The sequence below is a fragment of the Amycolatopsis thermophila genome (genome assembly GCF_030814215.1).
GTDB lineage: Bacteria > Actinomycetota > Actinomycetes > Mycobacteriales > Pseudonocardiaceae > Amycolatopsis_E > Amycolatopsis_E thermophila.
Genome location: NZ_JAUSUT010000001.1, coordinates 2,869,482 through 2,895,672, shown reverse-complemented (window position 1 = coordinate 2,895,672; position 26,191 = coordinate 2,869,482). Strand labels below are relative to the sequence as shown.

Sequence of the window (26,191 nt, the reverse complement as noted above, 5' to 3'; positions counted from 1 at the left end):
GCTCCGGGTTCGTCCCCGATGTGCCGGGCCCCGTCGCGGCCGACGATGAACCCATGACGAACGATGTGACCACCAGCAAGCTCCGCCGCAGCACGACCGACAAGTGGATCGCCGGTGTCTGCGGCGGCTGGGCCCGGCTGCTCGGCGTCGACGCGGCGATCATCCGGATCGTCCTGGTCGCCGCCACCCTGCTCGGGTTCGGCGCCCCGATCCTGCTCTACGCCATCTGCTGGTTCCTCATGCCGTCGGAGTAGACAGCAAAAAGCCCGGATGCGCGCGAGGCGCACCCGGGCTTCCGCCGGACTCGATGGATCAGAAGTCCATGCCGCCCATGCCACCGGTCGGGTCACCGGCCGGAGCGGCGGCGGCCTTCTCCGGCTTGTCGGCGACGACGGCCTCGGTGGTCAGGAACAGGCCCGCGATCGAAGCCGCGTTCTGCAGCGCCGAACGGGTCACCTTGGCCGGGTCGATGACGCCGACCGAGACCAGGTCCTCGTACTCGCCGGTCGCGGCGTTGAGGCCGTGACCCTCGGGCAGGCCCTTGACCTTCTCCGCCACGACGCCGCCCTCGAGACCGCTGTTGACCGCGATCTGCTTGAGCGGAGCCTCGACGGCGACCTTGACGATGTTCGCGCCGGTCGCCTCGTCGCCCGTCAGGCGCAGGCCCTCGAAGGCAGCCTTGGACGCCTGCAGCAGGGCCACGCCACCACCGGCGACGATGCCCTCCTCGACGGCGGCCTTCGCGTTGCGAACGGCGTCCTCGATGCGGTGCTTGCGCTCCTTGAGCTCGACCTCGGTGGCGGCACCGGCCTTGATGACGGCCACGCCGCCGGCCAGCTTGGCCAGCCGCTCCTGCAGCTTCTCGCGGTCGTAGTCGGAGTCCGACTTCTCGATCTCGGCGCGGATCTGGTTCACGCGGCCCTGGATCTGGTCCGCGTCGCCGGCACCCTCGACGATGGTCGTCTCGTCCTTGGTGATGACGGCCTTGCGGGCCTTGCCCAGCAGGTTGAGGTCCGCGTTCTCCAGCTTGAGGCCCACGTCCTCGGAGATGACCTGGCCACCGGTCAGGATCGCGATGTCCTGCAGGATGGCCTTGCGGCGGTCACCGAAGCCCGGAGCCTTGACGGCGACGGACTTGAAGGTGCCGCGGATCTTGTTGACCACCAGGGTGGCCAGGGCCTCGCCCTCGACGTCCTCGGCGATGATCAGCAGCGGCTTGCCCGACTGCATGACCTTCTCCAGGACCGGCAGCAGGTCCTTGACGTTGGAGACCTTCGAGCCGAACAGGAGGATGTAGGGGTCCTCCAGGACGGCTTCCTGGCGCTCCGCGTCGGTGACGAAGTAGCCCGAGATGTAGCCCTTGTCGAAGCGCATACCCTCGGTGAGCTCGAGCTCGAGGCCGAAGGTGTTCGACTCCTCGACGGTGACGACGCCTTCCTTGCCGACCTTGTCCAGCGCCTCGGCGATCAGCTCGCCGATGGTGCGGTCCGCGGCCGAGATCGAGGCGGTGGCAGCGATCTGCTCCTTGGTCTCGACCTCCTTGGCGGCCTTGTGCAGCTGCTCGACGACGGCCTCGACGGCCTGCTCGATGCCGCGCTTCAGGGCGATCGGGTCGGCACCGGCGGCCACGTTGCGCAGACCCTCGCGCACGAGCGCCTGGGCCAGCACGGTCGCCGTGGTGGTGCCGTCACCGGCTACGTCGTCGGTCTTCTTGGCAACTTCCTTGACGAGCTCCGCCCCGATCTTCTCCCACGGGTCCTCGAGCTCGATCTCCTTGGCGATGGAGACACCGTCGTTGGTGATCGTGGGCGCGCCCCACTTCTTTTCGAGCACGACGTTGCGGCCACGGGGGCCAAGCGTCACCTTGACGGCGTCGGCCAGGGTGTTGAGTCCGCGCTCAAGCCCGCGGCGGGCGTCCTCGTCGAACGCGATCAGTTTGGCCATTGGGGTGTTGTCCTCCGGTAGTGGTCGCTGCCATGACCTGCTTCAGGACTGGCAGCAGGACACTTAGCTCGGCCAGGCTCGGTGCCCGCGACGGACGACCTGCTCGGAGCCCCGAGCCGGCCTCACCGTCCCGACCATGGTTGGCACTCGGCAGTGTCGAGTGCCAACGCCGTGTTTAGCACTCTCCGGCCGAGAGTGCAAGAACCGCACGTCAGGGGCTCGGTTTGATCGAGATCGTCGGGGGCGGCGGGTTGTTGCCGGTGGACTGCGAGGCCGGGCCGCCGGTCGGGCCGACCGGGATGTTGGGCGCCGTCGTCGGCGCGGGTGAGGTGCCGCTGTCGCGATTCACCAGAACGAGCGTCACCACGACCGCCGCCACGACGACGAGCCCCGCGAGACCGGCCCACAACCACTTGAGCCCGCCGCTCTTCTGCTGGGGCTGCTGGGCGCCGTAGGGGCCGTACGGCTGGTAGGCCGGCTGCTGCGGCCAGCCGGGCTGGTGGTGCCACGGCTGCCCCTGCGGAGGCGGGTTCGGGTGGAACCGGGGCGGCACCGGCATGCCCGGGTGGCTCTGCAGGCCGGGGTGGCCGTACGGCGAGAGGCCCGGCGCGCCGCCGGGCGGGAGTGGGGCCTGTCCGGGTTGGTGGCTCTGGGGACCGGCCGGTGCGTAGGGACCGGGCTGGCCCGCTGCGCCGGGCTGGCCCTGCGGGCCGGGTGCGACCGGCTGCCCGCCCGGCCCGTGGCCAGGCTGGCCGGCGCCGTGCGGACCCGGTCGCCCCTGCTGACCCGCCTGGCCCTGCCACGCGGCCTGGCCGGTCTGGCCCGGCTGGCCCGGGGAACCGGCCTGGCCGGGTTGCCCCGGCTGGCCCGGCTGACCCGGCCCGCCGTGTTGACCCGGCGAGCCGTGGCCCGGCTGACCCTGCGGCGGGTGCGGCTCCATCCCGGCCTCCCGGGACGCCTCGGTCCGCGGGGGGCCGGGCGGCTCCGTCGAGGCGGCGGCCGGGCCGAGCGCCTTGCGCGCCGCGGTGATCAGTTCGACGCAGTTGTCGTAGCGGTCCGCTGGGTTCTTGGCCATGCCCTTGCGCACAACCTCGTCGACACCCGCCGGCAGGCCGACGGCGCCCGACACCGCGGGAGGCTCGACCGCCAGGTGCCCCTTGATGACCGTCGGCACGTCGCCGCTGAACGGGGGCTGCCCGGTCAGGCACGCGTACAGCACGCACGCCAGCGCGTACTGGTCGGTGCGCCCGTCCAGCGGCTCCCCGCGCAGGTGTTCCGGCGCGGCGTAGGTCGGCGACCCGAGGAAGTCCCCGCCGCGGGTGCGGTGCCCGGTCGCGCCGCGCCGGGTCAGCCCGAAGTCGGCGACGTAGACGTGCTCACGCGCCGACTCCCGGCTGGTGACCAGCACGTTGGCCGGTTTGACGTCGAGGTGGACGAGGCCGCGTTCGTGCAGGCAGTCGAGTGCGTCGGCGACCTGGTCGAGCAGCCTCAGCGCACGCTCGGGCGCGATGGGCCCGCCGGCGATGAGGCTCGCCAGATCGGCACCGTCGACCAGGCGCATGGCGATGTAGAGCATCCCGTCGAGCTCACCGAAGTCGTACAACGGCACGACGTTCGCGTGATCCACGGCGGAGGTGTTGCGCGCCTCGTCCACGAACCGCTCGCGGAACTCGGCGTCGGCACCCAGGTGCTCGCCGATCACCTTCAAGGCCACCTTGCGACCAAGCCGCACGTCGGTGGCCTTGTACATGACGCTCATGCCACCCTTGCCGAGCACCCCGTCTATGCGGTAGTTGCCCAGCCGGCGACCGGTGAGGTCCCCCGACACATCGCCTGTCACACAGCGCAGCCTACTGCCGGCATACACAGCGACGCGAAGCGTCTCCGTTGCGTGTGGTGGCGGGGCGGCCGGCCGTACTACGACACCTTGCGGACGTCCGCTGCCTGCGTCCGGCCGTCACGGCCGGCCTCGATCTCGAACTCGACCTGATCCCCCTCGTCGAGGGTGCGGAATCCGTCCGACTGGATCGCCGAGTAATGCACGAACACATCGGGCCCCTCGGGGGACGCGATGAACCCGTAGCCTTTTTCGGAATTGAACCACTTGACCGTGCCAACAGCCACGGCTTCCTCCTTGCGGAAAACACCGGGAGCCGTGCCCGCCCGGCTCCCGAAGTGGATGTCACGGTACCGGAGAAACGCGCGGGATCAACAATTTTCAGCGAGATTTACGCGCTTGCACCAATAGCGTTCCCGGTCCGGCGAAGTCGAGCATGAGTCCTTCACCCGTCCGGATCGACTGCTGCCCCGAAGGGTCCAACGCCCGCAGACGGCACTGGACGGTGTCCGGGTAGGCCAGCAAGTGGCCCGGCCGCACGGAGATCAGCTCCCCCGCGGCGAGCTGGAACTGGTCCACCGGGCCGGCGCAGGCGAGCACGAGCGGGCCGGTCCCGGCGTAGTGCTCGAGGAAGCCGCGCTCGGCGCCGAACATCGCCTGCAGGCCGGGCCAGGGGTCGCTGCGGACGCTCGCCGGGCGGGCGAGCACGGCGTGCCGGGCCACGCACCAGCCGGTGCGGCCGTCGAACTCCAGCGGGTAGACGTCGCCCGCCCCGGACGGCGCGAGGTCCAGCCACCCGCCCTCCTTCGGCGCCGTGAACACCGACGGCGACCTCCGGCCGTTGGTCACCTCGGTGAGCCCGAAGCTGCTGGCGAACATCGACTCACCCGGGGCCTGCACCGCCTCGCCGGGACCCAGGATCACTCGGGCCACGCCGAACGCGGGCGTGTGCCGGGTGCGGACCTGCATGCTTCCCCTCCAGATCGACAAGCGGGGGAAGTGTTGCACGGACACCCCGGCCAGGCAGGATGGTCCGCGTGATTTCCGTGGACAGCTACCGCGCGACCGTCACCGAACTGCTCGGCGTCGCCCCGCCCACCGCCCTGCCGCTGGCCGGGTGCGCCGGGCTGGTGCTGGCCGAGGACGTCCCCGCGGGCGTGTCGCTGCCGCCGTTCGACAACTCGGCGATGGACGGCTACGCCGTGCGTGCGGTCGACGTCGCGTCGGCGACCGCGACGACGCCGGTGGAGCTGCCGGTGGCGGAGGACATCCCGGCGGGGCGGACGGACGTGCCGCCGCTGCTGCCGGGCACCGCGCACCGCATCATGACCGGCGCCCCGATGCCGCCGGGCGCGGACGCGGTGGTCAAGGTCGAGGACACCGACGGCGGCACCCGGAAGGTGTCGATCCGCGAGCCCGCCCCGGTCGGCACGCACCTGCGCCGCACCGGTGAAGACGTCGCCGCGGGCACGATCGCGCTGCCGGCCGGCACCGTGCTCGGCCCGGCCCAGCTCGGGCTGGCCGCCGCGGTCGGCCTGGACCGGCTGACCGTGCACGCCCCGCTGCGGGTGCTGGTGGTCTCGACCGGCTCGGAGCTGGTGACCCCGCCCGCCGAGCTGCGCCACGGGCAGATCTACGAGTCGAACAGCATCATGCTCGCCGCGGGCCTGCGCGCCCTGGGCTGCCGCGTCGAGGTCGTGCGCAGCGTCGTCGACGACGTCGCCGAGTTCCGCTCGATCATCGAGCCGCGGCTCGCCGAGACCGACCTCGTGGTGACCTCCGGCGGCGTCAGCGCGGGGGCCTACGAGGTGGTGAAGGACTCGCTGACCGGGGCCGGGGTCGAGTTCGTGAAGGTCGCGATGCAGCCGGGCGGGCCACAGGGCAACGGCCGGTGGAACGGCGTGCCGGTGGTGACCCTGCCCGGCAACCCGGTCAGCGTGCTGGTGTCGTTCGAGGTGTTCCTGCGCCCCGCGATCCTCACCGCGCTCGGCCACCGCGACGTCGACCGGCAGCGGGTGCGCGCCCGGCTGACCGAGGGCCTGCGCTCCCCCGCGGGCCGGCGCCAGTTCCGGCGCGGCTTCTACTCGCAGGCCGACGGCGAGGTGACCGGTCAGGTCGGCCCGCGCGGCGGGCCCGGTTCGCACCTGCTGGCCGCGTTCGCGCAGGCCAACTGTCTGATCGAACTCCCGGAGGACGTCGTCGACGCGCCGGAGGGCAGCGAGGTCGAGGTGCTCCTGTTGCCCGATGGTCCTACCGCGTGACTTCGTGTAACAGTTGCCCTACGGCTGGTTACAAATTCGCTTGTGGAAGCTAAAATTCGTCCTCTTGCGGCACCCGTCCGCACCGGGCCGCTGGGCCGTCGGGGGGTTCAGCGGCCCGGTGCGAGGCGTCGAGCGCCATCGCGCACCGCACCAGCGCGACCGCTGTTTCGGGCGAGACCAAACGGGGAATGGGAACACTGTTCACGTCGTCGCGCCAGGCGTCCAACAGCTCGGACAGGCGCTCTTCGCGGATGCGCTCCGGGGCCGCCGACATGCCGGTTCCTCTCTGCTGTTACTACGGTCCGCGTCCGGTTGCCGCCACGCTCGGTGAGCGACCGGCACGCCGTTGGGCGGGACGCGGAACGGCCCGGACGGACCTGGCGGTAGCGTGGATACCCGGATCGGTGATTCGCCACGCCTGGCCTGGCGTCACGGACCGGTCACACCTTGGACACGAAATACCCGGGACTCCGATTCGATGAGCAGCTCCACGCCGGACAAGGCGAGCAATCCGATCACCCATGCGCTGAACCTGGCGCGCGAGACGCTGCCGCCGATGCACCCCGCCGGGCGGCCCTTCGTCGCCGGCGGTGTCGCGGCGACGCTGCTGCTGCGGCGGCTGTGGAAGCCGCTGGGCGGCGTCGGCGCGCTGGCAACCCTGGCCACCGCCGCGTTCTTCCGCGAGCCCAAGCGGGTGCCACCGCAGCGGGAGGGCCTGGTGCTGGCCGCGGCCGACGGGCTCGTGTCGCTGATCGAGGAGGCCGCCCCGCCGCCGGAGCTCGGCCTGCCCGCCGAACCGCGGATGCGGGTCAGCGTGTTCCTGTCGGTCTTCGACGTGCACGTGCAGCGCGTACCGGCCACCGGCGTGGTCGAGCGCGTCGCCTACCGGCCGGGCAAGTTCCTGTCCGCGGACCTGGACAAGGCCAGCGACGACAACGAGCGCAACTCGGTCCTGCTGCGCACCGAGGACGGGCACGAGCTCGTGGTCGTGCAGATCGCGGGCCTGGTCGCGCGCCGCATCCTGTGCCAGGTCGCCGACGGCGAGAAGGTCCGCGCGGGCGACACCTACGGGCTGATCCGGTTCGGCTCGCGCGTCGACATCTACCTGCCGCCGGGCAGTGCGGTGCTGGTGCGCAGGGGACAGCGGACGATCGGCGGCGAGACGCCGCTGGCGGCGCTGCCGGAGCGAGGAGCCTGACCATGGTCCGCGTGATGACACCGTCGGTGCGGTTGCTGCCGAACGCGATCACGGTCCTCGCCCTGTGCGCGGGGTTGTCGGCGGCGCAGTTCGCGCTCAACCACAACTTCGTGCTGGCGATCGGCGCGATCGGCGTGGCGGCCGTGCTGGACAGCCTGGACGGCCGGATCGCCAGGCTGCTCGACGCGACCTCGAAGATGGGCGCGGAGCTGGACTCGCTGTCCGACGCCATCTCCTTCGGTGTCTCACCGGCCCTCGTGCTCTACATCTGGTTCGGCGACACGTCCGGCATCGGCTGGATCGTGTCCCTGACGTTCGCGGTGTGCATCGTGCTGCGGCTGGCCCGGTTCAACACGCTGCTGGACGTCGAACAACCGCCGTACGCCAAGGAGTTCTTCGTCGGCGTGCCGGCACCGGCGGGCGGGCTGTGCGCGCTGATGCCGGTGATCCTGACGCTGGAGTTCGGCGACGGCTGGTGGGGCAGCGCGCCGGTCGTCTACGTCTGGACGGTGGCCATCGCGCTGCTGCTGATCAGCCGGCTGCCGACGCTGTCGCTGAAGTCGGTGCGGGTCCCGGCGAAGGCGGCCGCGCCGCTGCTGGTCGGGGTCGGCCTCGCGGCGGCGGCGATCATCCAGTACCCGCTGATCGCACTGGCCGTGGCGCTGCTGCTGTACCTGGTGCACATCCCGTACGCGATCCGGCGCTACCAGTGGCTGGCCAACCACCCGGAGGCGTGGGGCGTGCCGTTGCGCGAACGCCGGGCGATCCGGCGCAGCACGAGCCGCCTGCGCCTGCGGCGGCCCCGGTTCCCCCGGGTGGCGGGCAACCAGCGGCTCGCGGTCCGGCGCAGCACGCAGGACCACGTGGTGCGCGGGGTGCGCACCTACTCGTCGGACGGCCAGGACCGCTCGCGGCGGCGCAGCTGGCGCCGCATCGGGCTGCGGCAGCGCAACCGTTAGCGGGCCCTTGATCAGCAGCTCGAGCTGGTAGCGGAAGTCCAGGACGCAGCCGATCCCGGACAGGGACGGCAGGACGCGGTGCAGGCTGGAGGTGCCGCTCCGGGGTCACCGCGCGGCGGAACCACTCCGCGGGTGACTCGTCGCGTTCGGCGGCCAGGCCACCCGCTCCGCCTGCTCGGCTGCCACCTCATCGGCCACAAGGAGGAGATCGCCTACGTCCAGGGCATCACCGCGGACGTCACGCAGGTGGCCCTACCGCCGGTCGCCGACACGACCCAGAAGGACTTCCGGCCCGTCCGCCGAACCGGACCCAGCTCCCGGTTCTGGTCGAGCGCGCCTTCGCCGTTCTCCCGGCCGGTCTCACCCTAGAGTGAGGGCGTGAGCGCACCGCAGATCACGCTGACCATCCGGCACACGCCGTCCGCCCTCGACACGCGCCGCGGCATCGTGCGCCTGCACCCGGAGGTCCTCGACGCGCTCGGCCTGCGCGCCTGGGACGCGGTGCACCTGACCGGCGCCCGCGCGAGCGCCGCGCTCGCCGCGCCCGGCGACGCGGGCGGGACACCGGGCGTCGTGTACGCCGACGATGTGACCCTGTCCAACCTGGGGATCACCGAGGGGTCGGAGGTCGTCGTCGCGCCCGCGGACGTCACCCAGGCCCGCTCGGTCACCGTCGCGGGGTCGCGGCTGGCCAGCGCGTCGCTGTCGCCGAACACGCTGCGGCTCGCGCTGACCGGCAAGGTGCTCACCGTCGGCGACGCCGTGTCGCTGCTCCCGCAGGACCTGGCACCCGCGCCCGGCTCCGACGTCACGTCCGTGCGCGGCCAGCTGTCCCGGGCGATCGGCGCGGGCTGGACCACGGAACTGCTCACCGTCACCGCCACCGAACCCGGCGGCCCGGTCGTGATCGGTCCGTCCACTGTGGTCGGCTGGCGGGACGGGGCGAGTGCGGCGGCGCCGGCACCGGCCGTCCCGGCGGCCCCGCGCGTGGAGCCCGGGGTCGTGGCAGCGCCGGAGGAACCCGCCCCGCCGGTCAGCGACCTGTGCGGCGCCCAGGACCAGGCCGGCAAGCTCGCCGAATGGGCCGACCTGGCGTTCCGGCGCCCGGACCTGCTCGCCCGGCTGGGCACGTCGGCCCGGCTCGGGGTGCTGCTGTCCGGCGCGGAGGGCGTCGGCAAGACGACGCTCGTCCGCTCGGTCGCCGCCGCCGAGAACCTGCGGCTGGTCACGCTGGCCGCGCCGTCCATCGCGGTGCTGGAGCCGAACGCGATCGCCACCCGCCTCCGCGAGGCGGTCGAGGCGGCCTCGTCCGGCGGCCCGGCAGTGCTGCTGCTCACCGACGTCGACACGCTCCTCCCGGCCACCCAGCCGCCCCCGGTCGCCACCGTCGTGCTGGACGAGCTGCGCGGCGCGCTGGCCCGGCCGGGCCTCGCGGTCGTCGCCACGACGGCGCGCCCGGAGGCGTGCGATCCGCGACTGCGCGCCGCCGACCTGCTCGACCGCGAGCTGGCGATCCCGCAGCCGGACGCCCGGACGCGCACCGAGCTGCTGCGCGTCCTGCTCCGCGACGTGCCGCTGGAGTCCACCGTGGATCTCGGCGCGATCGCCGACCGCACACCGGGTTTCGTCGCCGCCGATCTGCTGGCGCTGCGCCGGGACGCCGCGGTGCGCGCCGCGCTGCGCCAGCGCGAGGTCGCCGAGCCGCGGATCTCGCAGCAGGACCTGCTCGACGCGCTGCAGTCCGTCCGCCCCATCTCGATGTCCACTTCGGACAACCTGGCGACCGGCGGGCTGACGCTGGACGACGTGGGCGACATGACCGAGGTCAAGCAGTCGCTGACCGAGGCGGTGCTGTGGCCGCTGCGCTACCCGGACTCGTTCTCGCGGCTGGGCATCGCCCCGCCGCGCGGGGTGCTGCTCTACGGCCCGCCCGGCGGCGGCAAGACGTTCCTGGTCCGCGCGCTGGCCGGCACCGGCGCGCTGAACGTGTTCGCGGTCAAGGGCGCCGAGCTGCTGGACAAGTGGGTCGGCGAATCCGAGCGCGCGGTGCGGGAGCTGTTCCGCAAGGCGGCCGACGCGGCGCCGTCGCTGGTGTTCCTCGACGAGATCGACGCGCTGGCGCCCCGCCGCGGGCAGTCCGGCGACTCGGGCGTGTCCGACCGCGTGGTCGCCGCGCTGCTGACCGAACTGGACGGAGTCGAGCCGATGCGCGACGTGGTCGTGCTCGGTGCGACGAACCGCCCGGAGCTGGTCGACCCCGCACTGCTGCGGCCGGGGCGCCTGGAGCGGCTGGTGTACGTGCCGCCGCCGGACGCCGAGGCCCGCGCCGACATCCTCCGCTCGACCGCCCGGCACACACCGCTGGCGTCCGATGTGGACCTGGACGCCGTCGCGGTGAGCCTGGACGGCTACTCGGCCGCGGACTGCGCGGCGCTGATCCGCGAGGCGGCGCTGACCGCGATGCGCGAGTCGATCGAAGCCACCGAGGTCACCTCGGCCCACCTGGACGCGGCCCGGAAGACGGTGCGCCCGTCCCTGGACCCGGCGCAGCTCGCCGCGCTGGAGGCCTACGCGAAGAACCGCGCCTGATCAGGAACCCTTGACCTGGGAGCCCTGGTAGTCGTTGGTGACGATGACGATGACGCCGGGGCTGGCGTCCTGGATGCCCGGGAACCGCGGCTCGACCTTCATGCCGAACGCGTCGGCCAGGGCGCGCGCCGCGGTCTCCTCGTCCGTGCCCGGCGTGTAGTAGACCGTGGTGGTCGGGATGACGCCCTGCGAGTAGTTGTCGACCTTGACGACGTTCCAGCCGTTGGCGCGCAGCTCGTCGGCGGCGCGCGCGGCCAGGCCGTGGATCGTGCTGTTGTTGTAGACCCGCACCGGGACCCACTTGGCCGCCGCCTGGTCGGCCGGCACGCCGCCGCCCGGCCCTCCCGGCGCGCCGGGGGTGCCGCCGGGCTGGGTCGCCGTGCCGCCCGGACCGCCCGGCTCGGCGGTTCCGGTGGGCTGGCCGGGCGCGGGCGTGCCGGTGGGTGGCGCCGCGGGGCCCGACGGAGGAGCCGGCTCGGTGGGGCTCACGCCGGTGGTCTCGGTCGGCGCGGCCGTCTCACCCGTGGTGGCCGGGGGCGGCGCCGCGGTGTTGCCGTTCTCGCCGGTGTTGTCGAGGGCGGTGATGCCGCCGATCACGACCGCCACGAGAGCGACCCCGATCAGCACCACTCCGGCCAGGCGCAGCGGGCGGGACAGGCCCTGCAGGAAGTTCATAGCGCCCCCTCGATCCCCAGTCGCCGGGCGACCCGTTTGCGCTGGCGCGTGCTGCGCATCTTGCGCAGCCGCTTGACCAGCATCGGGTCGGCGCGCATCGCTTCCTCTTTGTCGAGGAGCTGGTTGAGCAGCTGGTAGTACCGGGTGGGCGAGAGGCCGAACTCCTCGCGGACGGCCTGCTCCTTGGCACCCGCGTACCGCCACCACTGGCGTTCGAACGCCAGTACCTTGAGCTCGCGGGGCGTGAGCCCACCCTCGTCGCCGGTGGGCTCGGGCGACGGCCGGTCGCCCTCGGCCATCGACTCCGCGGCGTCCATCTGACTCCTCAAATCGCAAACCACACGGTTGTGATCCCGCGGGCGCCATTCAACCACGGGTCGAGGGTCTGGTTGTGGGATCACGGCCCGGCGCGTCACGGGTGGTCCGCTGGGTACGATCGCCGGTTGTGACCATCCACCCCATCCGGATCGCCGGCGACCCCGTGCTGCACCAGCCCACCCGCCCGGTGGAGAAGTTCGACGACGAGCTGCGCACGCTCACCGAGGACATGTTCGAGACGATGTACGCGGCCGAAGGGGTGGGGCTCGCGGCCAACCAGATCGGGATCGACCTGCGGGTCTTCGTCTACGACTGCCCCGACGACCAGGGCGAGCGGCACAAGGGCCTGATGGTCAACCCCCGGCTGGAGACCTCCGAGATCCCGGAGACCATGCCCGACCCGGACGACGACTGGGAGGGCTGCCTGTCCGCGCCCGGCGAGTCGTACCCGACCGGGCGCGCGAGCTGGGCGAAGGTCACCGGTTTCGACCTGGACGGCAAGCCGATCGAGGTCGAGGGCACCGGCTACTTCGCGCGGTGCCTGCAGCACGAGACCGATCACCTGGACGGCTACCTCTACCTCGACCGCCTGGTCGGCCGCCACGCCCGCGACGCCAAGCGCATGCTCAAGCGGAACAAGTGGGGTGTGCCGGGACTGTCCTGGCTGCCCGGCTCCGAGTGAGCTTTCGCCCTCGGTGAACGGGGCGGCCTTCGCGGCCGCGCGAGCGCACACTGGTGACAGCACGGCAGCCGCGCGGCTTCCACCGGGGGTGGTGGCCGGCCCGGCGGGTGGGCGCAACGGTGTGATCGGTGGGTGGTGGTCGCGGTGGACGACACGGATGCCCTCGACGCCTACTCGCGCGCGGTCAGTTCGGTGGCCGCCGAGGTGACCCCGCACGTGGCGAGCGTGCGGATGTCCCGGGGCAGCGGCTCGGCGGTCGTGTTCGCCGACGACGGCCACCTGGTGACGAACGCGCACGTGGTGGGCGACGGCTCGCGCGGGGTGGCGAGGTACTCGGACGGCACCGAGGCGCGGTTCACGGTGGTCGGCGCGGATCCGCTGTCCGACCTGGCGGTGCTGCGCGCGTCGGAGGCGCCGCCCGCCGCCCGGATGGGGGACGCGGACAAGCTGGTCGTCGGGCAGCTGGTGGTGGCGATCGGCAGCCCGCTCGGGCTCGCCGGATCGGTGACGGCCGGGGTGGTCAGCGCGCTCGGCCGGTCGCTGCCGGTGCAGACGCGCAGCGCCGGGCGGGTGATCGAGAACGTGATCCAGACCGACGCGGCGCTCAACCCCGGCAACTCGGGTGGCGCGCTGGCGGACTCGGCCGGGCGGGTGGTGGGCGTGAACACCGCGGTGGCCGGGTTCGGGCTCGGCCTGGCGGTGCCGATCAACGAGACGACCCGGCGGATCATCGACACGCTCCTGGTGGAGGGCCGCGTGCGGCGGGCCTACCTGGGGGTGGTCGGGGTGCCCGCGCCGCTGCCGGACGAGGTCGCCGAGCACACCGGGCAGCGCGCGGGGCTGCGGATCGTGGAGGTGGTGCGCGGCGGGCCGGCCGAGCGCGCCGGACTGCGGCCGGGTGACCTGGTGCTGACCGTGGGCCGCGAACGGATCGCCGACGCGCAGGACATCCAGCGGCAGCTGTTCGCCGAGGTGATCGGGACCCGGCTGGCCGTCACGGTGTTGCGCAACGGCGCGATGGTCGACGTGTACGCCACGCCGAGCGAGCTGGTGGGCTAGAAGCCGGCGGTCTCGAGCGTGAGGTCGAACGGTGGGGGCAGGCGGATCTCTTCCCCGAACGCGACCTGCTCGAAGCGGCGGTAGTGGCCGTCGACCGGATCGGAGAACAACGTGACGGAGGGCTTGGGTTCGGCGTACCGGTCGATCAGGAGGTACAGCGGCACCGGCGCCTGGGCGTAAGCCCACAGCTTCTCGACGCGGTCCGTGCGCGCGTTGCCCTGCGAAACGATCTCCACCACCAGCTCGGCCCTCTTCGCCGGAACGGGAACGTTGTCCGGGCGCGCGGACAGCTCCCGGTCCGGAACCACCACCAGGTCGGGCTGGTAGAGCCTGCTCGCTCCGCGAATGGCGATGCCGAGCGTCTGCAGAATGTCCCGGTCATCCGCGACCGCACGCCCCAGGGCGCGGTGGACCAGGTGCGCGATCCTGTTGCGCCCGTTCCCGGGCGGCGGCGTCATCGTCACTCCGCCCTCGGTGATCTCCGCACGCCACCCTTCGGGCACGTCGAGCTCCTGCCAGGCACGCAACAGGCCTTCCCACTCCCAGCCGTAGCTCGTCGTGGCGCTGCTCATCTGCCCTACCTCCTCGCTCGGCTTCGTCAGGAAGCGGCATCCGTCGTGGGAACAGCACCGTAGAACAGCGTTTGCCGTGGTCAGCCACGGCCCAGCACGTCATTCCGCGGCGGTCGGCCGAGCTCGAGCAGGAGCTCGGCGAGGTCAACCCGGCGCCGTGATCACGCAGCCGTGCCCCGTCGCCAGTTCCCGCACCTCCGACGGCGTCCCGTGGGGCTGCACCACGGGCACGGGCCGCCGCTCGAAACCGTCCGGCCGACGACGAAGAGGCAGGACCCCGGTCTCACACCGGTGCCGGACCCGGCCCCGGGTGAGCGGTCTCACCGCCGCGCTCTTGAGGTCTGCCCTCCGGCGTGGCATGGTCGGACCGACAACCGAACAACGCGGGAGCTCGCGCCTTGGCGGGCTGAGAGGGCGGCTGGTGTCCATTGGGACCCGGTGCCGCCGACCGCTGAACCTGACCGGGTAATGCCGGCGTAGGGAGTGAACTCTTCAGTGACGACGCTGGACAACGGCAAGACCGTCGCGCCGACCGTGACCACCGGGCCGATCACCGGCTCGACGAAGGTCTACCACCACACCGAGAACGGGCTCCGCGTCCCGGCCCGCCGCATCGAACTGACCAACGGCGGCCACTTCGACGTCTACGACACCTCCGGCCCGTACACCGACCCCGACGTCACCATCGACGTCCACAAGGGACTGTTCCCGACCCGCTCCGGCTGGCTGGACGGCCGCGAGCACAACACACAGCTGGGTTTCGCGAAGGCCGGCGTGATCACCCGCGAGATGGAGTTCATCGCGGCGCGGGAACGCGTGACGCCCGAGTTCGTGCGCGACGAGGTCGCCGCCGGGCGCGCGGTGATCCCGGTCAACCGCAGGCACCCGGAGAGCGAACCGATGATCATCGGGAAGAACTTCCTGGTGAAGGTCAACGCGAACATGGGTAACTCGGCCGTGTGGTCCTCGGTCGAGGAGGAGGTCGACAAGATGGTGTGGGCGACCCGCTGGGGCGCCGACACGATCATGGACCTCTCCACCGGCAAGCGGATCCACGAAACCCGCGAGTGGATCCTGCGCAACTCGCCCGTCCCGGTCGGGACCGTGCCGATCTACCAGGCGCTGGAGAAGGTCGACGGCGACCCGGAAAAACTGTCCTGGGAGGTCTACCGGGACACCGTGATCGAGCAGTGCGAGCAGGGCGTGGACTACATGACCGTGCACGCCGGCGTCCTGCTGCGCTACATCCCGCTGACCGCGAACCGCGTCACCGGCATCGTCTCGCGCGGCGGTTCGATCATGGCCGCGTGGTGCCTGGCGCACCACCGCGAGTCGTTCCTCTACACGCACTTCGCGGAGCTGTGCGAGATCCTGCGCGACTACGACGTCACGTTCTCCCTCGGCGACGGCCTGCGCCCGGGCTCGATCGCGGATGCCAACGACCGCGCCCAGTTCGCGGAGCTGGAAACACTGGGCGAGCTGACGCACATCGCGCGCGAGCACGACGTCCAGGTGATGATCGAGGGCCCCGGCCACGTGCCGATGCACAAGATCAAGGAGAACGTGGAGCTGGAGGAACGGCTCTGCGGCGAGGCCCCGTTCTACACGCTCGGTCCACTCACGACGGACATCGCGCCGGCCTACGACCACATCACCTCGGCCATCGGCGCCGCCCAGATCGGCTGGTACGGCACGGCGATGCTGTGCTACGTCACGCCGAAGGAGCACCTGGGCCTGCCCAACCGGGACGACGTGAAGGCCGGCGTGATCGCCTACAAGATCGCCGCGCACGCCGCCGACCTGGCCAAGGGCCACCAGTACGCCCAGGACTGGGACGACGAGCTGTCCAAGGCGCGCTTCGAGTTCCGGTGGACCGACCAGTTCAACCTGTCGCTCGACCCGGACACCGCACGGTCGTTCCACGACGAGACCCTGCCCGCCGAGCCGGCCAAGACCGCGCACTTCTGCTCGATGTGCGGGCCGAAGTTCTGCTCCATGCGCATCACCCAGGACGTGCGCAAGTACGCCGAGGAGCACGGCCTGTCCACTGTGGACGCGATCGAGGCGGGTATGCAGGAGAAGTCGGCGGAGTTCGCCAAGAGCGGCAACCAGGTCTACCTGCCGGTGGTCCAGCCGTAATGAGCGCGACCCCGAAGACCGCCCTGACCATCGCCGGAAGCGATTCCGGCGGTGGTGCGGGCATCCAGGCCGACCTGCGCACGTTCTTCGCCTGCGGCGTGCACGGGATGACCGCGATCACCGCGGTGACGGTGCAGAACTCGCTGGGCGTGCAGGGGTTCACCGAGATCCCACCGGAGGTCGTGTCCGCCCAGATCAAGGCGGTCGCCGGCGACATGGGCGTCAACGCGGCCAAAACCGGCATGCTCGCCACCGCCGAGATCATCGCCGCGGTCGCGAAGACCCTCGACGAGGTCCACATCGGACGGAACGCGTCCGTGCCGTTCGTCGTGGACCCGGTGGCGGCCTCGATGACCGGCGACGCGCTGCTGCGCGACGAGGCGCTGGAGGCCATCCGCACCGAGCTGTTCCCGCGCGCGACGCTGGTGACGCCGAACCTCGACGAGGTCCGGCTGCTCACCGGCGTCGAGGTGACCGACCGGGACAGCCAGCGCGACGCCGCGCGAGCGCTGCTCGACCTGGGTCCGATGTGGGTGCTCGTCAAGGGCGGGCACCTCTACGACGACCCGGAGTGCGTGGACCTGCTTTCCGACGGCGTCCAGCACATCGAACTGACCGGGCGGCGCGTGGACACCAAGCACACGCACGGCGGCGGCGACACGCTCGCGTCGTCGATCACCGCGTTCCTCGCCAAGGGCCTGGGCGTGCCGGACGCGGTCGACGAGGGCAAGCGGTTCATCGAACGCTGCGTGGCGGAGGCGTACCCGCTGGGCGAGGGCGTCGGCCCGGTGTCCCCGTTCTGGCGGCTGGCGTGATCGGCCCGTTTGCGACACTGGAGGCATGAGCCAGAACGCGAGTCCGCCCGCCGCCCTGACCATCGCCGGATCCGACTCCGGTGGTGCGGCGGGGCTGCAGGCGGACCTGCGCACGTTCCTGACCTGCGGGGTGCACGGCCTGGTCGCGGTGACGGCCGTGACGGTGCAGAACACGCTGGGCGTGCACGACCGGTCCGACATCCCGGCGCGGATCGTGGCCGGGCAGATCGAGGCCGTCGCCGCGGACATGGGCATGCAGGCGGCGAAGACCGGCATGCTGGCCTCAGCGGAGATCATCGAAGCGGTCGCGGCCGCGTGCGACCGGGCGGAGATCGGGCGCGACGCGAAGGTGCCGTTCGTGGTCGACCCGGTGGCGGCGTCGATGCACGGGCACCCGCTGTTCGACTCGGCCGGGCTGGCCGCGCTGCGGGACCTGCTGCTGCCGCGGGCCGCGGTGATCACACCGAACCTCGACGAGGTGCGCCTGCTGACCGGGCTCGAGGTGACCGACCGCGCGGGCATGCACGACGCGGCCGTGGCCCTGAAGGAGCTGGGGCCGAAGTACGTGCTGGTCAAGAGCGGGCACCTGACCAGTGACCCGGAGTGCGTCGACCTGCTCTACGACGGCCGGGACTTCATCGAGCTGCCCGGGCCGCGGTTCTCCACCCCGCACACACACGGCGCCGGGGACGCGATGGCGTCGGCGCTGACCGCGGGCCTGGCGCGGGGCATGTCGATGCCCGAGGCCGCGCGGTTCGGGAAGTGGTTCGTCAGCAACGCGGTCGCGAACTCCTACCCGATGGGCGCGAAGGTCGGCCCGGTGTCCGCCTTCTGGCGCCTTGCGCCGGAGGACCGCTAGAAGTCCGCTCCTGGTCAGTTCTCCTCGCCGGCCAGCAGCGCTTCCAGCGCCGGCAGCGACTGGCCGAGCGCGGCCTGGTGCTCCGGCGACAGCCGGTCGATCCGCTTCTGCAGCTCGTGCACCCGCGTGGACCGCAGGTCGAGCAGCATGCGCTCGCCCTCCGGGGTGGCCGTGGCCAGCCAGGCACGGCGGTCGACCGGGTCCGGCTCGCGGCTCGCCCAGCCCGCGTCGACCAGCGAGGCGACGATGCGCGACATCGTCGCGGCCGCCACGCCTTCCTTCGCCGCCAGGTCGCCCAGCCGCATCGGCCCGGTGGCGACCAGCGTCGACAGCGCCGAGATGGAGCCGTGGCCCGGACCGGGTGTGCCCGCCTGCCGCAACGACCGGGACAGCCGGCCGACAGCCAGGAACAGCCGCCCAGCGACGTCCTCGGTTGACTCAACCACTCTCGAGCTCCTTCACCTCGCCGACCGCTCGGGGTGCGCTAAACCATACGTGCTCCACGGGGCGAACCGAGGTGAAGGCGGGGAATTCAGCGCGGCGGACTGGACGCCTGCGCCCAGAAGCGCTGCGGAATGCGCCCCGCCGCGCGTGCCAGCCGCCCCGCGACCACCGCCGAGCGCATCGCGTACGCCATCCGTTCCGGGTCCTGGGCGCGGGTCACCGCGGTGGACAGCAGCACCGCGTCGCAGCCCAGCTCCATCGCCAGCGCGGCGTCCGACGCCGTGCCGATGCCCGCGTCGAGGATGATCGGCACGCCCGCGCGGGCCACGATCAGCTCGATGTTGTGCGGGTTGCGGATGCCCAGCCCGGTGCCGATCGGCGCGCCCAGCGGCATCACCGCCGCGCACCCGGCCTCCTCCAGCCGCAGGGCCAGCACCGGGTCGTCGTTGGTGTAGGCGAACACCGTGAACCCGTCCGCGACGAGCTGCTCGGCCGCGTCCAGGGTCTCCACCGGATCGGGCAGCAGGGTGCGCTCGTCGGCGTGCACCTCGAGCTTGATCAGGTCGGTCTCCAGCGCCTCACGGGCCAGGCGCGCGGTCAGCACCGCTTCGGCGGCGCTGCGGCAGCCCGCGGTGTTCGGCAGGAGCCGGATGCCCAGGCGGCGCAGCAGATCCAGGACACCCGAACCGCCCTCGGCGTCGGCGCGGCGCAGCGCCACCGTGGTCAGTTCGGTGCCGGACGCCACCAGCGCCCGTTCCAGCACGGACAGGTTCCCCGCACCACCGGTCCCGATGATCAGCCGGGAGCCGAACTTGTGCTCGCCGATCACCAGCTGGTCGCCGTCGAACATGACCTCACCCACCTTGCACCGCCGTCAGGATCTCCAGCCGGGCGCCGGGCGGCACGGGCTTGGCGGCCCACTCGCCGCGGCGCACGACCTGTCCGTCGAGGGCGACCGCCACCCCGCGCTCCGGCGCGTCGATCGCCCGCAACACCTCGGCGACCGTGGCGCCGTCGTCGAACGCGCGCCACTCTCCGTTGACCTGCACTTCCATCAGACCCCTCCTGTTCCCAGCCGTGCCGGGTCCGCCGCGAGCGCCTCCTCGGGCGGCTTCTCCCCGGCCAGCAACGCCAGCACCGCGTCGGCGGTGACCGGCGCCATCAGCAGCCCGTTGCGGTGGTGACCGGTCGCGGCCAGGACACCGTCGCCCAGGTCACCGATGAACGGCAGCGTGTCGACGCTCGCCGCGCGCAGACCCGCCGCGACCTCGGCCAGCTCGTACTCCCCGACACTCGGGAAGATGCGCTCGGCGCTCTCCAGGAGTTCGCGGACGCCCTTCGCGGTGACCGTCTCGTCGAAACCGGCCTCGTACTGGGTGGCGCCCAGGACGAGTTCGCCGTCCGCGCGCGGCACGAGGTACACCGGTCGCCCCTCGACGACCGCGCGCACCGTGCGCGTGGGAGGTGGCAGGCTCGTGCGGCGGGCGCGCAGGCGCAGGATCTCGCCCTTGAGCGGGCGGACACCTCGCGCGAGCACGGGGTGGAGTTTCGCGCTGGCGGCACCGGCGGTGATCACCACGACGTCGCAGGGCACCTCGCAGTGCGCGGTCCGGACGCGGCCGGGTTGGACGGCGATGGCCTGGTCACCGGTGAACTCGGCGCCGTGCCGCAGGGCGGCGGCCTCCAGTGCGCGCAGGAGCTTCCGGTTGTCGACGGCGAGGTCGCCGGGTACGAGCAGGCCGCCGCGGACCGGGCCGAGCCCGGGTTCGAGCGAACGGAGCCGCCGTCCGGTGACCTGCTCGACCTCGCGGCCGACGGACCGCAGGTACCCGGCGACGACCTCCAGCTGGTCGGCGTCGCCACGGTCGAGCGCGACGACGACGGTGCCGGCGTCCGACAGGCCGGGGTCGCCGGCGTCCAGGGCAAGCGCTTGCGCGAACTCCGGCCAGCGCCGCAGGGACGCCTCGCCCAGGGCGAGGGCGTCTTCCTCGCCGGGCCAGGCTTCGGTGACCGGGGCCAGCATGCCGCCGGCCACCCAGGACGCGCCGCGGCCGGGCGCGGGGTCGACGACGGTGACGCGGTGCCCGGCCGCCGCGGCACGCCAGGCCACTGACAGGCCGATGACGCCGCCGCCGACGACGGCTACGTGGTGGTGGGTCATGAGTGCTTTCACGCTCCCTGCGCCGGCATGATCCGGATCAGGTTCCACGGTCGGAGCGCTGGCAGCTCCCTCTCAGCCCGTGGCTCGGGCTCCCGTGCGGACATCACCACCCTAACGCGCGAGATAGGGTTCGGGCCATGCCAGGGCTGAGTGGTGACGAGATCAGGAAGCGCCTCGACGGGGCGCGGCTGTACCTGTGCACCGGGGACCGGCCGGATCTGGCCGAGTTCGCGGATGCCGCGCTGGGCGGCGGGGTGGACATCATCCAGCTGCGGGACAAGCGCGGCGGGGCGCCGTTGGAGGCCCGGCAGGAGCTCGCGGCGCTGGAGGTCCTGGCCGAGGCGTGCGCGCGGCACGGCGCGCTGCTGGCGGTGAACGACCGGGCGGACATCGCGTCGGTGGTGGACGCGGATGTGCTGCACCTGGGGCAGGACGACCTGCCGGTGCCGCTGGCGCGGCGGATCATCGGCGACGAGCCGGTGATCGGCCGCTCGACGCACGACGTCCCCCAGGCCCGGGCGGCGGCCGTGGAGGACGGCGTGGACTACTTCTGCACCGGCCCCTGCTGGCCGACGCCCACCAAGCCGGGACGCCCGGCGCCCGGCCTGGACCTGGTGCGGGCGACAGCGGGGTCCGGCGCCGAGCGGCCCTGGTTCGCGATCGGCGGCATCGACGCGGAGCGGCTGCCGGAGGTCCTGGCGGCCGGCGCGTCGCGCGTGGTGGTGGTGCGGGCGATCACCGAGGCCGAAGACCCCGGGGCGGCCGCCCGGGCGCTGCGGGCGCAGCTGCCCTGACCAGCACCCACGCCCCACGCGCGGAGTGGGTGGCCGAGCGCCCGGCGGCGCGAGCTGGCCGACCCCCGACCCGCGCCCGCCGACCCGCGCCCACCGGAGGCCGCTGCTGACCCAGCGCCCGCCGCAGGGCGCCCGCCGGGCCCGCCCCCGCCGCGGGGCGGCTGGCGGCCGCGCCCCTGCGGGGCGGTTGCCGGACGCGCCCCCCCGCCGAGCGGCTGCCGGAAGCCTTGGCCGCTACGAGCGATCCCCGCGCGGCGGCGTGTGACCCAGCTGCCTCACCGGACTGGACCGCGACGCCGGCCCTCCACCCGCCGGCAGGCCACCAGCGAAGCCCGACCCGCAACAACCGCCGCAGGCCCGGCGGCCGGCGCGTCGCGCGGGGTCGTGGTGCGAGCGATCACCGCGGCCAAAGCCGCCGGGACGGCAGCCTGGGCGCTGCGGGCGCAGCTGCCCTGACCGGCGCCCACGCCCCGCGCGGCGGCGCGTGACCCAGCTGCCTCACCGGACTGGACCGCGACGCCGGCCCTCTACCCGCCGGCAGGCCACCAGCGAAGCCCGACCCGCAACAACCGCCGCAGGCCCCGGCCGGCGCGTCGCGCGTGGTGGTGGTGCGGGCGATCAGCGAGGCCGAAGACCCCGGGGCGGCCGCCCGGGCGCTGCGGGCGCAGCTGCCCTGACCAGCACCCACGCCCCACGTGCGGAGTGGCCGCCCGAGGTGCCCGGCGGCGCGAGCTGGCCGACCCCCGACCCGCGCCCGCCGGCGCCCGCGGCAGGGCGGCGCCGCCCGCGACCGCCGCGGGCCGGCCGCCGGAAGCAGTGGCCGCTACGAGCGATCCCGGGCAGCGGCGCGTGACCCAGCTGTCTCACCGGGCTGGACCGCGACGCCAGCCCTCCACCGCCGGCAGGCCACCAGCGAAGCCCGACCCGCGCTCGACGCGCGGCAGCCGCCGGAAGTGCTCGCCCGATCCCAAGACAACGGGCCCTCCGCGATCTTGCGAAGGGCCCGTTCCACGGTCGTGCTCTCAGGGGCTGCTCGGCGCCGTCGTGGCGGTTTCGGACGCGCCGGACGGTTCCTCCTGCACGCTGGTGCTCGGGGTCGTCGTGACGGCCGACTGGGTCTGCTCCTGCGAGCGGGACGTCGCCGGCTTCGAACTGCTGCTCGCCGGCGCCTTCTGGTCGTGCGGCGAGGAGCTCTCGGTGACCGTCGTGACCTGGGGCTTCGTCGTGTGCTCGCCGCCGGAGCCGCCGACCACCCGCCCCAGCGTCGTGCCGTTCCCGCCGGACACGGTGCTGCCGGTGGCCGCCTCGAAGCCGGTGATCGCCAGCATCCCGACCACGAACGCGGCGATACTGGTGGCCGCCGCGAGCGTCCACCGCGTCTTCCACCAGGGCTTCTTCCCGTCCGCGGGCGGCGCCTCGGCGGCGGTCTCGGCCACCGGCGCCTTCGGGATGAAGACCGTCTTCTCGCCACCCCCGGAACCGCCCTGCCCCGCCGTCGGGATGCGCCGTGTCGGCCCCGACAGCGACGGCGCGACCGGATGCACGATCCGCGTGCGCTGCACGTCCGTCAGCTGCGCCGCCTGCCTGCGCTGCACCGCCCCGTTCTGCTGGTGCCGGATGAGCGGGTGCGTCGAACGCGGCGCGGCCGGCGGCGGGATGACCCGCGTCTGCTGGCGGATCTCCGACACGGCCAGCAGCTCGGCGGTCTTGCGCGCCGCCGCGCGGGTGCGCCGCAGCGACCGGAGGTAGACCTCGCCGCCCACGGTCGTCACGATGCTCGCGATCCCGGCGCCGATGACCGTCCCCGCCACGCCCAGGGTGGAGCCCAGGAAGGCAGCCGTCACCGCGGCCAGTGCCGACGCCACCACCTGCGCCGGAGACAGCCCAGCCTTCTTCTCGCTGCTCTCTTCCTTCTCCTCGGTCATGATCGCGGTGTGTTCGCTCTCCCTCTCGTGTAACCCCATCGTGTCCAACGTGTTTGTCGATTGAGATGCTCCCAGCGTTGCCGGAAGGTGACGCATGCCACTCTCGACGTCTACAGTGGACACTCTGGGGTTAACAATCCCTTGACACCGCAAGGGATCTTGGGAGATTACGGACGCGACAGCGTGGTCACGAACTTGTACCGGTCACCCCGGTAGATCGACCGCACGAATTCGACCGGTTTCCCGTCCGCGGCGAACGAATGCCGGGACAGCAGGAGCATGGGCGTGCCGACGTCGGCGCCCAGCAGATCCGCCTCCTGGGGACCGGCGAGCGCGGTTTCGATCGTCTCCTCGGCACTGTCCATCTCCACGCCGTAGTGCTCCCGCAACACCGCGTACAGGGAACCGCCCTCGGACACGTGCTTGCGCAGCCCGCGAAACCGGCCCAGCGGCAGGTGCGTGGTCTCCAGAGCCATCGGCTCACCGTCGGCGAGCCGGAGGCGGCGCATCCGCAACACCTTCGCCCCGTTGCGGATGCCGAGCAGTTTCGCCAGCTCGGGCTCGGCCGTCAGCTCCTCGACCTCGAGCAACCGCGACGACGGTTCGCGCCCCTTCGCCCGCATGTCCTCGGTGTAGGACGACAGCTGCAGCCGTTGCGCCAGCTTCGGCTCGGCCGCGAAGGTGCCCTTGCCCTGCACCCGGTGCAGCCGGCCCTCGGCGGTCAGATCGGCGAGCGCCTGCCGCACGGTGGTGCGGGAGACCGCGAACTCGGTGGCCAGCGCGCGTTCGGTGGGGATCGGGGACCCCGGCGGCATCGTCTCGAGCAGATCGAGCAGGTGCTGCTTCAACGCCCAGTACTTCGGCTCGCGCTGACCGCGCGTGGCTGACTCCAACATGACCGACTCCTCCTCGAACCGCGCCTGCGGCGCAGGATGAAACTACCCTTTCCCGATGGGACCGCGCCCGGGGTAGCATTGGTCTAGACCTTCGAAGGGATCAACGATGAGCAACCCCGGACAGCACATGGCCGCGGAAATCGCCGAACAGCCCGCCGTCCTCGGCGGACTGGTGGCCCGCCGCGGGGAGATCGCCGAGGTCGCGGGGGCCATCGCCCGGCGCCCGCCGAGGTTCGCCCTGCTGGCCGCCCGGGGCTCGAGCGACCACGCGGCGTTGTACGCGAAGTACCTCATCGAAGTCCTGCTCGGACTGCCCGCCGGGCTCGTCTCACCCTCCACGGTGACCCTGTACGGCGCACGCCCGGACCTGCGCGACGTGCTCCTGGTGTCGGTCAGCCAGAGCGGCGGCTCACCGGACCTGCTCGAGTTCACGCAGACCGCGCGCAAGCAGGGCGCGCTGACCGTCGCGGTGACGAACACGCCGTCCTCCCCGCTGGGCGGCGCCGCCGAGCTGGCCGTCGACATCGGCGCCGGCACCGAGACGGCGGTGGCCGCGACCAAGACGTACTCGGCCACCCTGCTCGCGTTGTACCTGCTCGTCGACGCCGTGCGAGGCGGCGACGCCTCAGCCGCCGCGGAGATCGAGCCGCTGGCCCGGCAGGCTCTCGACGTGGACGTGCAGCGCGCCGTCGACCGCTACCGCTTCGTCGACCGGATCATCACCACCGGCCGCGGCTACTCCTACGCGACCGCGCTGGAATCGGCGCTCAAGCTCGCCGAGACCAGCTACCTCGCCGCCCGCGCGTACAGCGGGGCCGACCTGCTGCACGGCCCGGTGGCCGCGGTCGACGAAGAGACCGCGGTGCTGGCGATCACCGGCGCCGGCCGCGGCGGGGCCGCGCTGCGGGACGTGCTGACGGCCGTCGCCGAACGCGGCGCCGACGTGCTCGCGCTGGGCTCCTCCGCGGACGAGGTGCCCGCCGCGGTGCGGATCCCGGTACCGTCCGTGACCGAGGAACTCGCTCCCGTGCTGGAGGTGTTGCCGGTGCAGCGGATCGCCCTCGGGCTCGCGCTCGCCCGCGGCTTCGACCCGGACCGCCCGCGCGGCCTGAACAAGGTGACCAGGACGCGATGACGGCGTTCGTCCTCGGCGTCGACGCGGGCGGCACCTCCACCCGCGCACTCGCCGTCGGCGCGGACGGCAGCGTGCTGGGCAGCGGCCGGGCCGGTGGCGCGAACCCGAACTCGCACCCGCCCGCGGAAGCGGTCGCGAACCTCGCCGCGGCGATCCGCGCGGCGGCGGAGTTCCCCGGGCGCGCAAGCGCTTGCGTGATCGGGATGGCGGGCACCGCGAAGCTGACCGACCCCGAGGTCGCCGCCCTGTTCGACCGCACCTTGCGGGACGTCGGCCTAGACCGCGTGCTGATCCTGACCGACGCCGAGGTCGCGTTCGCCTCCGCGACCGACGCCCCGGACGGGACGGTCCTGATCGCCGGCACCGGGTCCATCGCGGGCCGGATCCGCAAGCGCCGCATGGTCGCCACCGAGGGCGGTTACGGCTGGCTGCTCGGCGACGAAGGGTCGGGGTTCTGGCTGGGCCGGGAGGCCGTGCGCGCCACGCTGGCCGCGCTCGGCCACGACGGCGAACTGGGCCCGCTGGCCACGGCGGTGCTCGCCGAGGCGGACGTCGACGCCACCGACCGGCGGTGGGCGTGGCGGCGGCTCATCGCGGTCACCAACGCCGAGCCACCGATCCGCCTCGCCCGGTTCGCACCCCTGGTCGCGGTGGACGACCCGGCCGCCGCGGACATCGTCGAGCGCGGCGCCGACCTGCTGGTCCGCACCGCCCTGGCGACCCGCGAACCGGGTGAGGACACCCCGGTCGTGCTGGTCGGCAGCGTCCTCGGGCCCGGCACCGAGGTCGGCGAGCGGGTGCGCGCGAAGCTGTCCGGGCTCGAGGTGCGGACCAGTTCCGACGGCGTGTACGGCGCGGCCTGGCTCGCCGCCGTCGAGGCGTTCGGCGAGGCAGCGGCCCGTCGCGCGGGCTGACCGACCAAAGAACCG

The 26,191-nt window shown here is 72.9% G+C and carries 28 protein-coding genes, 1 pseudogene and 1 riboswitch; of the genes and pseudogenes, 15 read left to right on the top strand and 14 right to left on the bottom strand.

Translation table 11 applies throughout. From position 1 onward, the window contains the following. The first annotated feature begins 53 nt into the window (after positions 1-53). Entirely contained in the window at positions 54-254 is a 201-nt protein-coding gene (locus FB470_RS14415; protein WP_306991898.1) for a PspC domain-containing protein, read from the top strand. 58 nt (positions 255-312) lie between these two features. On the opposite strand, the gene groL is transcribed toward FB470_RS14415, so the two are convergent. The 4 genes from groL to FB470_RS14395 all read right to left on the bottom strand — a co-directional run bounded on the left by groL (position 313) and on the right by FB470_RS14395 (position 4,750). After that, positions 313-1,944, bottom strand: coding sequence for a chaperonin GroEL (gene groL / locus FB470_RS14410; protein WP_306991896.1), 1,632 nt, complete (start codon positions 1,942-1,944; stop codon positions 313-315). A gap of 211 nt (positions 1,945-2,155) precedes the next feature. Continuing rightward, positions 2,156-3,784, bottom strand: a complete 1,629-nt coding sequence (locus tag FB470_RS14405) for a serine/threonine-protein kinase (RefSeq protein ID WP_306991894.1) — start codon at positions 3,782-3,784, stop codon at positions 2,156-2,158. A gap of 77 nt (positions 3,785-3,861) precedes the next feature. Then, positions 3,862-4,068 carry a cold-shock protein gene (locus FB470_RS14400; RefSeq protein WP_306991893.1) on the bottom strand — a complete coding sequence of 69 codons (207 nt, stop codon included), beginning with the start codon at positions 4,066-4,068 and terminating at the stop codon, positions 3,862-3,864. A gap of 94 nt (positions 4,069-4,162) precedes the next feature. Continuing rightward, on the bottom strand, positions 4,163-4,750 hold the full coding sequence (locus FB470_RS14395) for an AIM24 family protein (RefSeq protein WP_306991891.1): 588 nt from the start codon (positions 4,748-4,750) through the stop codon (positions 4,163-4,165). A gap of 68 nt (positions 4,751-4,818) precedes the next feature. Between FB470_RS14395 and moeA the strand changes: the two genes are divergently transcribed. Further along, entirely contained in the window at positions 4,819-6,042 is a 1,224-nt protein-coding gene (gene moeA, locus FB470_RS14390; protein WP_306991890.1) for a molybdopterin molybdotransferase MoeA, read from the top strand. Positions 6,043-6,091: 49 nt separating this feature from the next. Here moeA and FB470_RS14385 read toward each other — a convergent pair whose 3' ends face one another. Further along, a complete protein-coding gene (locus tag FB470_RS14385; protein WP_306991888.1) occupies positions 6,092-6,316 on the bottom strand; it encodes a hypothetical protein in 225 nt (74 codons plus the stop codon). Positions 6,317-6,520: 204 nt separating this feature from the next. Here FB470_RS14385 and FB470_RS14380 point away from each other — a divergent pair, with 204 nt between their 5' ends. From FB470_RS14380 to FB470_RS14365, 4 genes are all read left to right on the top strand, one after another. Then, positions 6,521-7,240: a phosphatidylserine decarboxylase gene (locus FB470_RS14380; RefSeq protein ID WP_306991886.1), complete on the top strand. Its 720-nt coding sequence runs from the start codon at positions 6,521-6,523 to the stop codon at positions 7,238-7,240. 2 nt (positions 7,241-7,242) lie between these two features. Beyond that, positions 7,243-8,199: a CDP-diacylglycerol--serine O-phosphatidyltransferase gene (gene pssA, locus FB470_RS14375; protein WP_306991885.1), complete on the top strand. Its 957-nt coding sequence runs from the start codon at positions 7,243-7,245 to the stop codon at positions 8,197-8,199. Positions 8,200-8,331: 132 nt separating this feature from the next. Continuing rightward, the gene (locus FB470_RS14370; protein WP_306991884.1) at positions 8,332-8,568 is read left to right on the top strand and encodes a hypothetical protein; all 237 of its coding nucleotides are present in this window, start codon (positions 8,332-8,334) and stop codon (positions 8,566-8,568) included. A gap of 9 nt (positions 8,569-8,577) precedes the next feature. Then, entirely contained in the window at positions 8,578-10,788 is a 2,211-nt protein-coding gene (locus FB470_RS14365) for an AAA family ATPase (protein ID WP_306991882.1), read from the top strand. Here the strand turns inward: FB470_RS14365 and FB470_RS14360 are convergent, their stop codons facing one another. Further along, positions 10,789-11,463: a LytR C-terminal domain-containing protein gene (locus tag FB470_RS14360; RefSeq protein WP_306991881.1), complete on the bottom strand. Its 675-nt coding sequence runs from the start codon at positions 11,461-11,463 to the stop codon at positions 10,789-10,791. Next, positions 11,460-11,780, bottom strand: a complete 321-nt coding sequence (locus FB470_RS14355) for a DUF3263 domain-containing protein (protein WP_306991880.1) — start codon at positions 11,778-11,780, stop codon at positions 11,460-11,462. The genes FB470_RS14360 and FB470_RS14355 overlap by 4 nt, the downstream gene beginning before the upstream one ends. 128 nt (positions 11,781-11,908) lie before the next feature. Here FB470_RS14355 and FB470_RS14350 point away from each other — a divergent pair, with 128 nt between their 5' ends. Together FB470_RS14350 and FB470_RS14345 are read left to right on the top strand one after the other, a co-directional pair. Beyond that, on the top strand, positions 11,909-12,463 hold the full coding sequence (locus FB470_RS14350; RefSeq protein ID WP_306991878.1) for a peptide deformylase: 555 nt from the start codon (positions 11,909-11,911) through the stop codon (positions 12,461-12,463). Positions 12,464-12,607: 144 nt separating this feature from the next. Beyond that, entirely contained in the window at positions 12,608-13,522 is a 915-nt protein-coding gene (locus tag FB470_RS14345) for a S1C family serine protease (protein ID WP_306991876.1), read from the top strand. On the opposite strand, the gene FB470_RS14340 is transcribed toward FB470_RS14345, so the two are convergent. After that, positions 13,519-14,094 carry a Uma2 family endonuclease gene (locus FB470_RS14340; protein WP_306991874.1) on the bottom strand — a complete coding sequence of 192 codons (576 nt, stop codon included), beginning with the start codon at positions 14,092-14,094 and terminating at the stop codon, positions 13,519-13,521. The genes FB470_RS14345 and FB470_RS14340 overlap by 4 nt on opposite strands. Positions 14,095-14,589: 495 nt before the next feature. Here FB470_RS14340 and thiC point away from each other — a divergent pair, with 495 nt between their 5' ends. From thiC to thiD (FB470_RS14325), 3 genes are read left to right on the top strand one after another with little or no spacing between them, the layout of a single operon-like run. Next, positions 14,590-16,233: a phosphomethylpyrimidine synthase ThiC gene (thiC, locus tag FB470_RS14335; protein ID WP_306991872.1), complete on the top strand. Its 1,644-nt coding sequence runs from the start codon at positions 14,590-14,592 to the stop codon at positions 16,231-16,233. Further along, positions 16,233-17,048, top strand: coding sequence for a bifunctional hydroxymethylpyrimidine kinase/phosphomethylpyrimidine kinase (gene thiD, locus FB470_RS14330; RefSeq protein ID WP_306991871.1), 816 nt, complete (start codon positions 16,233-16,235; stop codon positions 17,046-17,048). The genes thiC and thiD (FB470_RS14330) overlap by 1 nt, the downstream gene beginning before the upstream one ends. 25 nt (positions 17,049-17,073) lie before the next feature. Beyond that, on the top strand, positions 17,074-17,907 hold the full coding sequence (gene thiD, locus FB470_RS14325) for a bifunctional hydroxymethylpyrimidine kinase/phosphomethylpyrimidine kinase (RefSeq protein WP_306991869.1): 834 nt from the start codon (positions 17,074-17,076) through the stop codon (positions 17,905-17,907). Positions 17,908-17,921: 14 nt separating this feature from the next. Here the strand turns inward: thiD (FB470_RS14325) and FB470_RS14320 are convergent, their stop codons facing one another. The 4 genes from FB470_RS14320 to thiO all read right to left on the bottom strand — a co-directional run bounded on the left by FB470_RS14320 (position 17,922) and on the right by thiO (position 20,512). After that, entirely contained in the window at positions 17,922-18,353 is a 432-nt protein-coding gene (locus FB470_RS14320; protein WP_306991868.1) for a MarR family winged helix-turn-helix transcriptional regulator, read from the bottom strand. Positions 18,354-18,439: 86 nt separating this feature from the next. Then, positions 18,440-19,201 carry a thiazole synthase gene (gene thiG / locus FB470_RS14315; RefSeq protein WP_306991867.1) on the bottom strand — a complete coding sequence of 254 codons (762 nt, stop codon included), beginning with the start codon at positions 19,199-19,201 and terminating at the stop codon, positions 18,440-18,442. Positions 19,202-19,205: 4 nt separating this feature from the next. Then, entirely contained in the window at positions 19,206-19,406 is a 201-nt protein-coding gene (gene thiS / locus FB470_RS14310; protein WP_306991865.1) for a sulfur carrier protein ThiS, read from the bottom strand. Continuing rightward, positions 19,406-20,512 carry a glycine oxidase ThiO gene (gene thiO, locus FB470_RS14305; RefSeq protein WP_306991863.1) on the bottom strand — a complete coding sequence of 369 codons (1,107 nt, stop codon included), beginning with the start codon at positions 20,510-20,512 and terminating at the stop codon, positions 19,406-19,408. The genes thiS and thiO overlap by 1 nt, the downstream gene beginning before the upstream one ends. Then, positions 20,510-20,618, bottom strand: a riboswitch (TPP riboswitch). It overlaps the preceding gene by 3 nt. Before the next feature lie 31 nt (positions 20,619-20,649). On the opposite strand from thiO, the gene thiE reads away from it, so the two are divergent. After that, positions 20,650-21,306, top strand: coding sequence for a thiamine phosphate synthase (gene thiE / locus FB470_RS14300; protein ID WP_306991861.1), 657 nt, complete (start codon positions 20,650-20,652; stop codon positions 21,304-21,306). A 569-nt stretch (positions 21,307-21,875) separates the two neighbouring features. Further along, positions 21,876-21,983, top strand: a pseudogene (locus FB470_RS14295) (thiamine phosphate synthase); the annotation flags it as partial. Positions 21,984-22,328: 345 nt separating this feature from the next. On the opposite strand, the gene FB470_RS14290 reads toward FB470_RS14295, so the two are convergent. Continuing rightward, the gene (locus FB470_RS14290; protein ID WP_306991859.1) at positions 22,329-23,231 is read right to left on the bottom strand and encodes a hypothetical protein; all 903 of its coding nucleotides are present in this window, start codon (positions 23,229-23,231) and stop codon (positions 22,329-22,331) included. A gap of 167 nt (positions 23,232-23,398) precedes the next feature. Beyond that, positions 23,399-24,127, bottom strand: a complete 729-nt coding sequence (locus FB470_RS14285) for a GntR family transcriptional regulator (protein WP_306991858.1) — start codon at positions 24,125-24,127, stop codon at positions 23,399-23,401. Between the two features lie 127 nt (positions 24,128-24,254). Here FB470_RS14285 and FB470_RS14280 point away from each other — a divergent pair, with 127 nt between their 5' ends. Both FB470_RS14280 and FB470_RS14275 read left to right on the top strand, forming a co-directional pair. Continuing rightward, positions 24,255-25,262 carry an SIS domain-containing protein gene (locus tag FB470_RS14280; RefSeq protein ID WP_306999265.1) on the top strand — a complete coding sequence of 336 codons (1,008 nt, stop codon included), beginning with the start codon at positions 24,255-24,257 and terminating at the stop codon, positions 25,260-25,262. Then, positions 25,259-26,176, top strand: a complete 918-nt coding sequence (locus tag FB470_RS14275) for an N-acetylglucosamine kinase (RefSeq protein ID WP_306991856.1) — start codon at positions 25,259-25,261, stop codon at positions 26,174-26,176. The genes FB470_RS14280 and FB470_RS14275 overlap by 4 nt, the downstream gene beginning before the upstream one ends. Positions 26,177-26,191 lie beyond the last annotated feature (15 nt).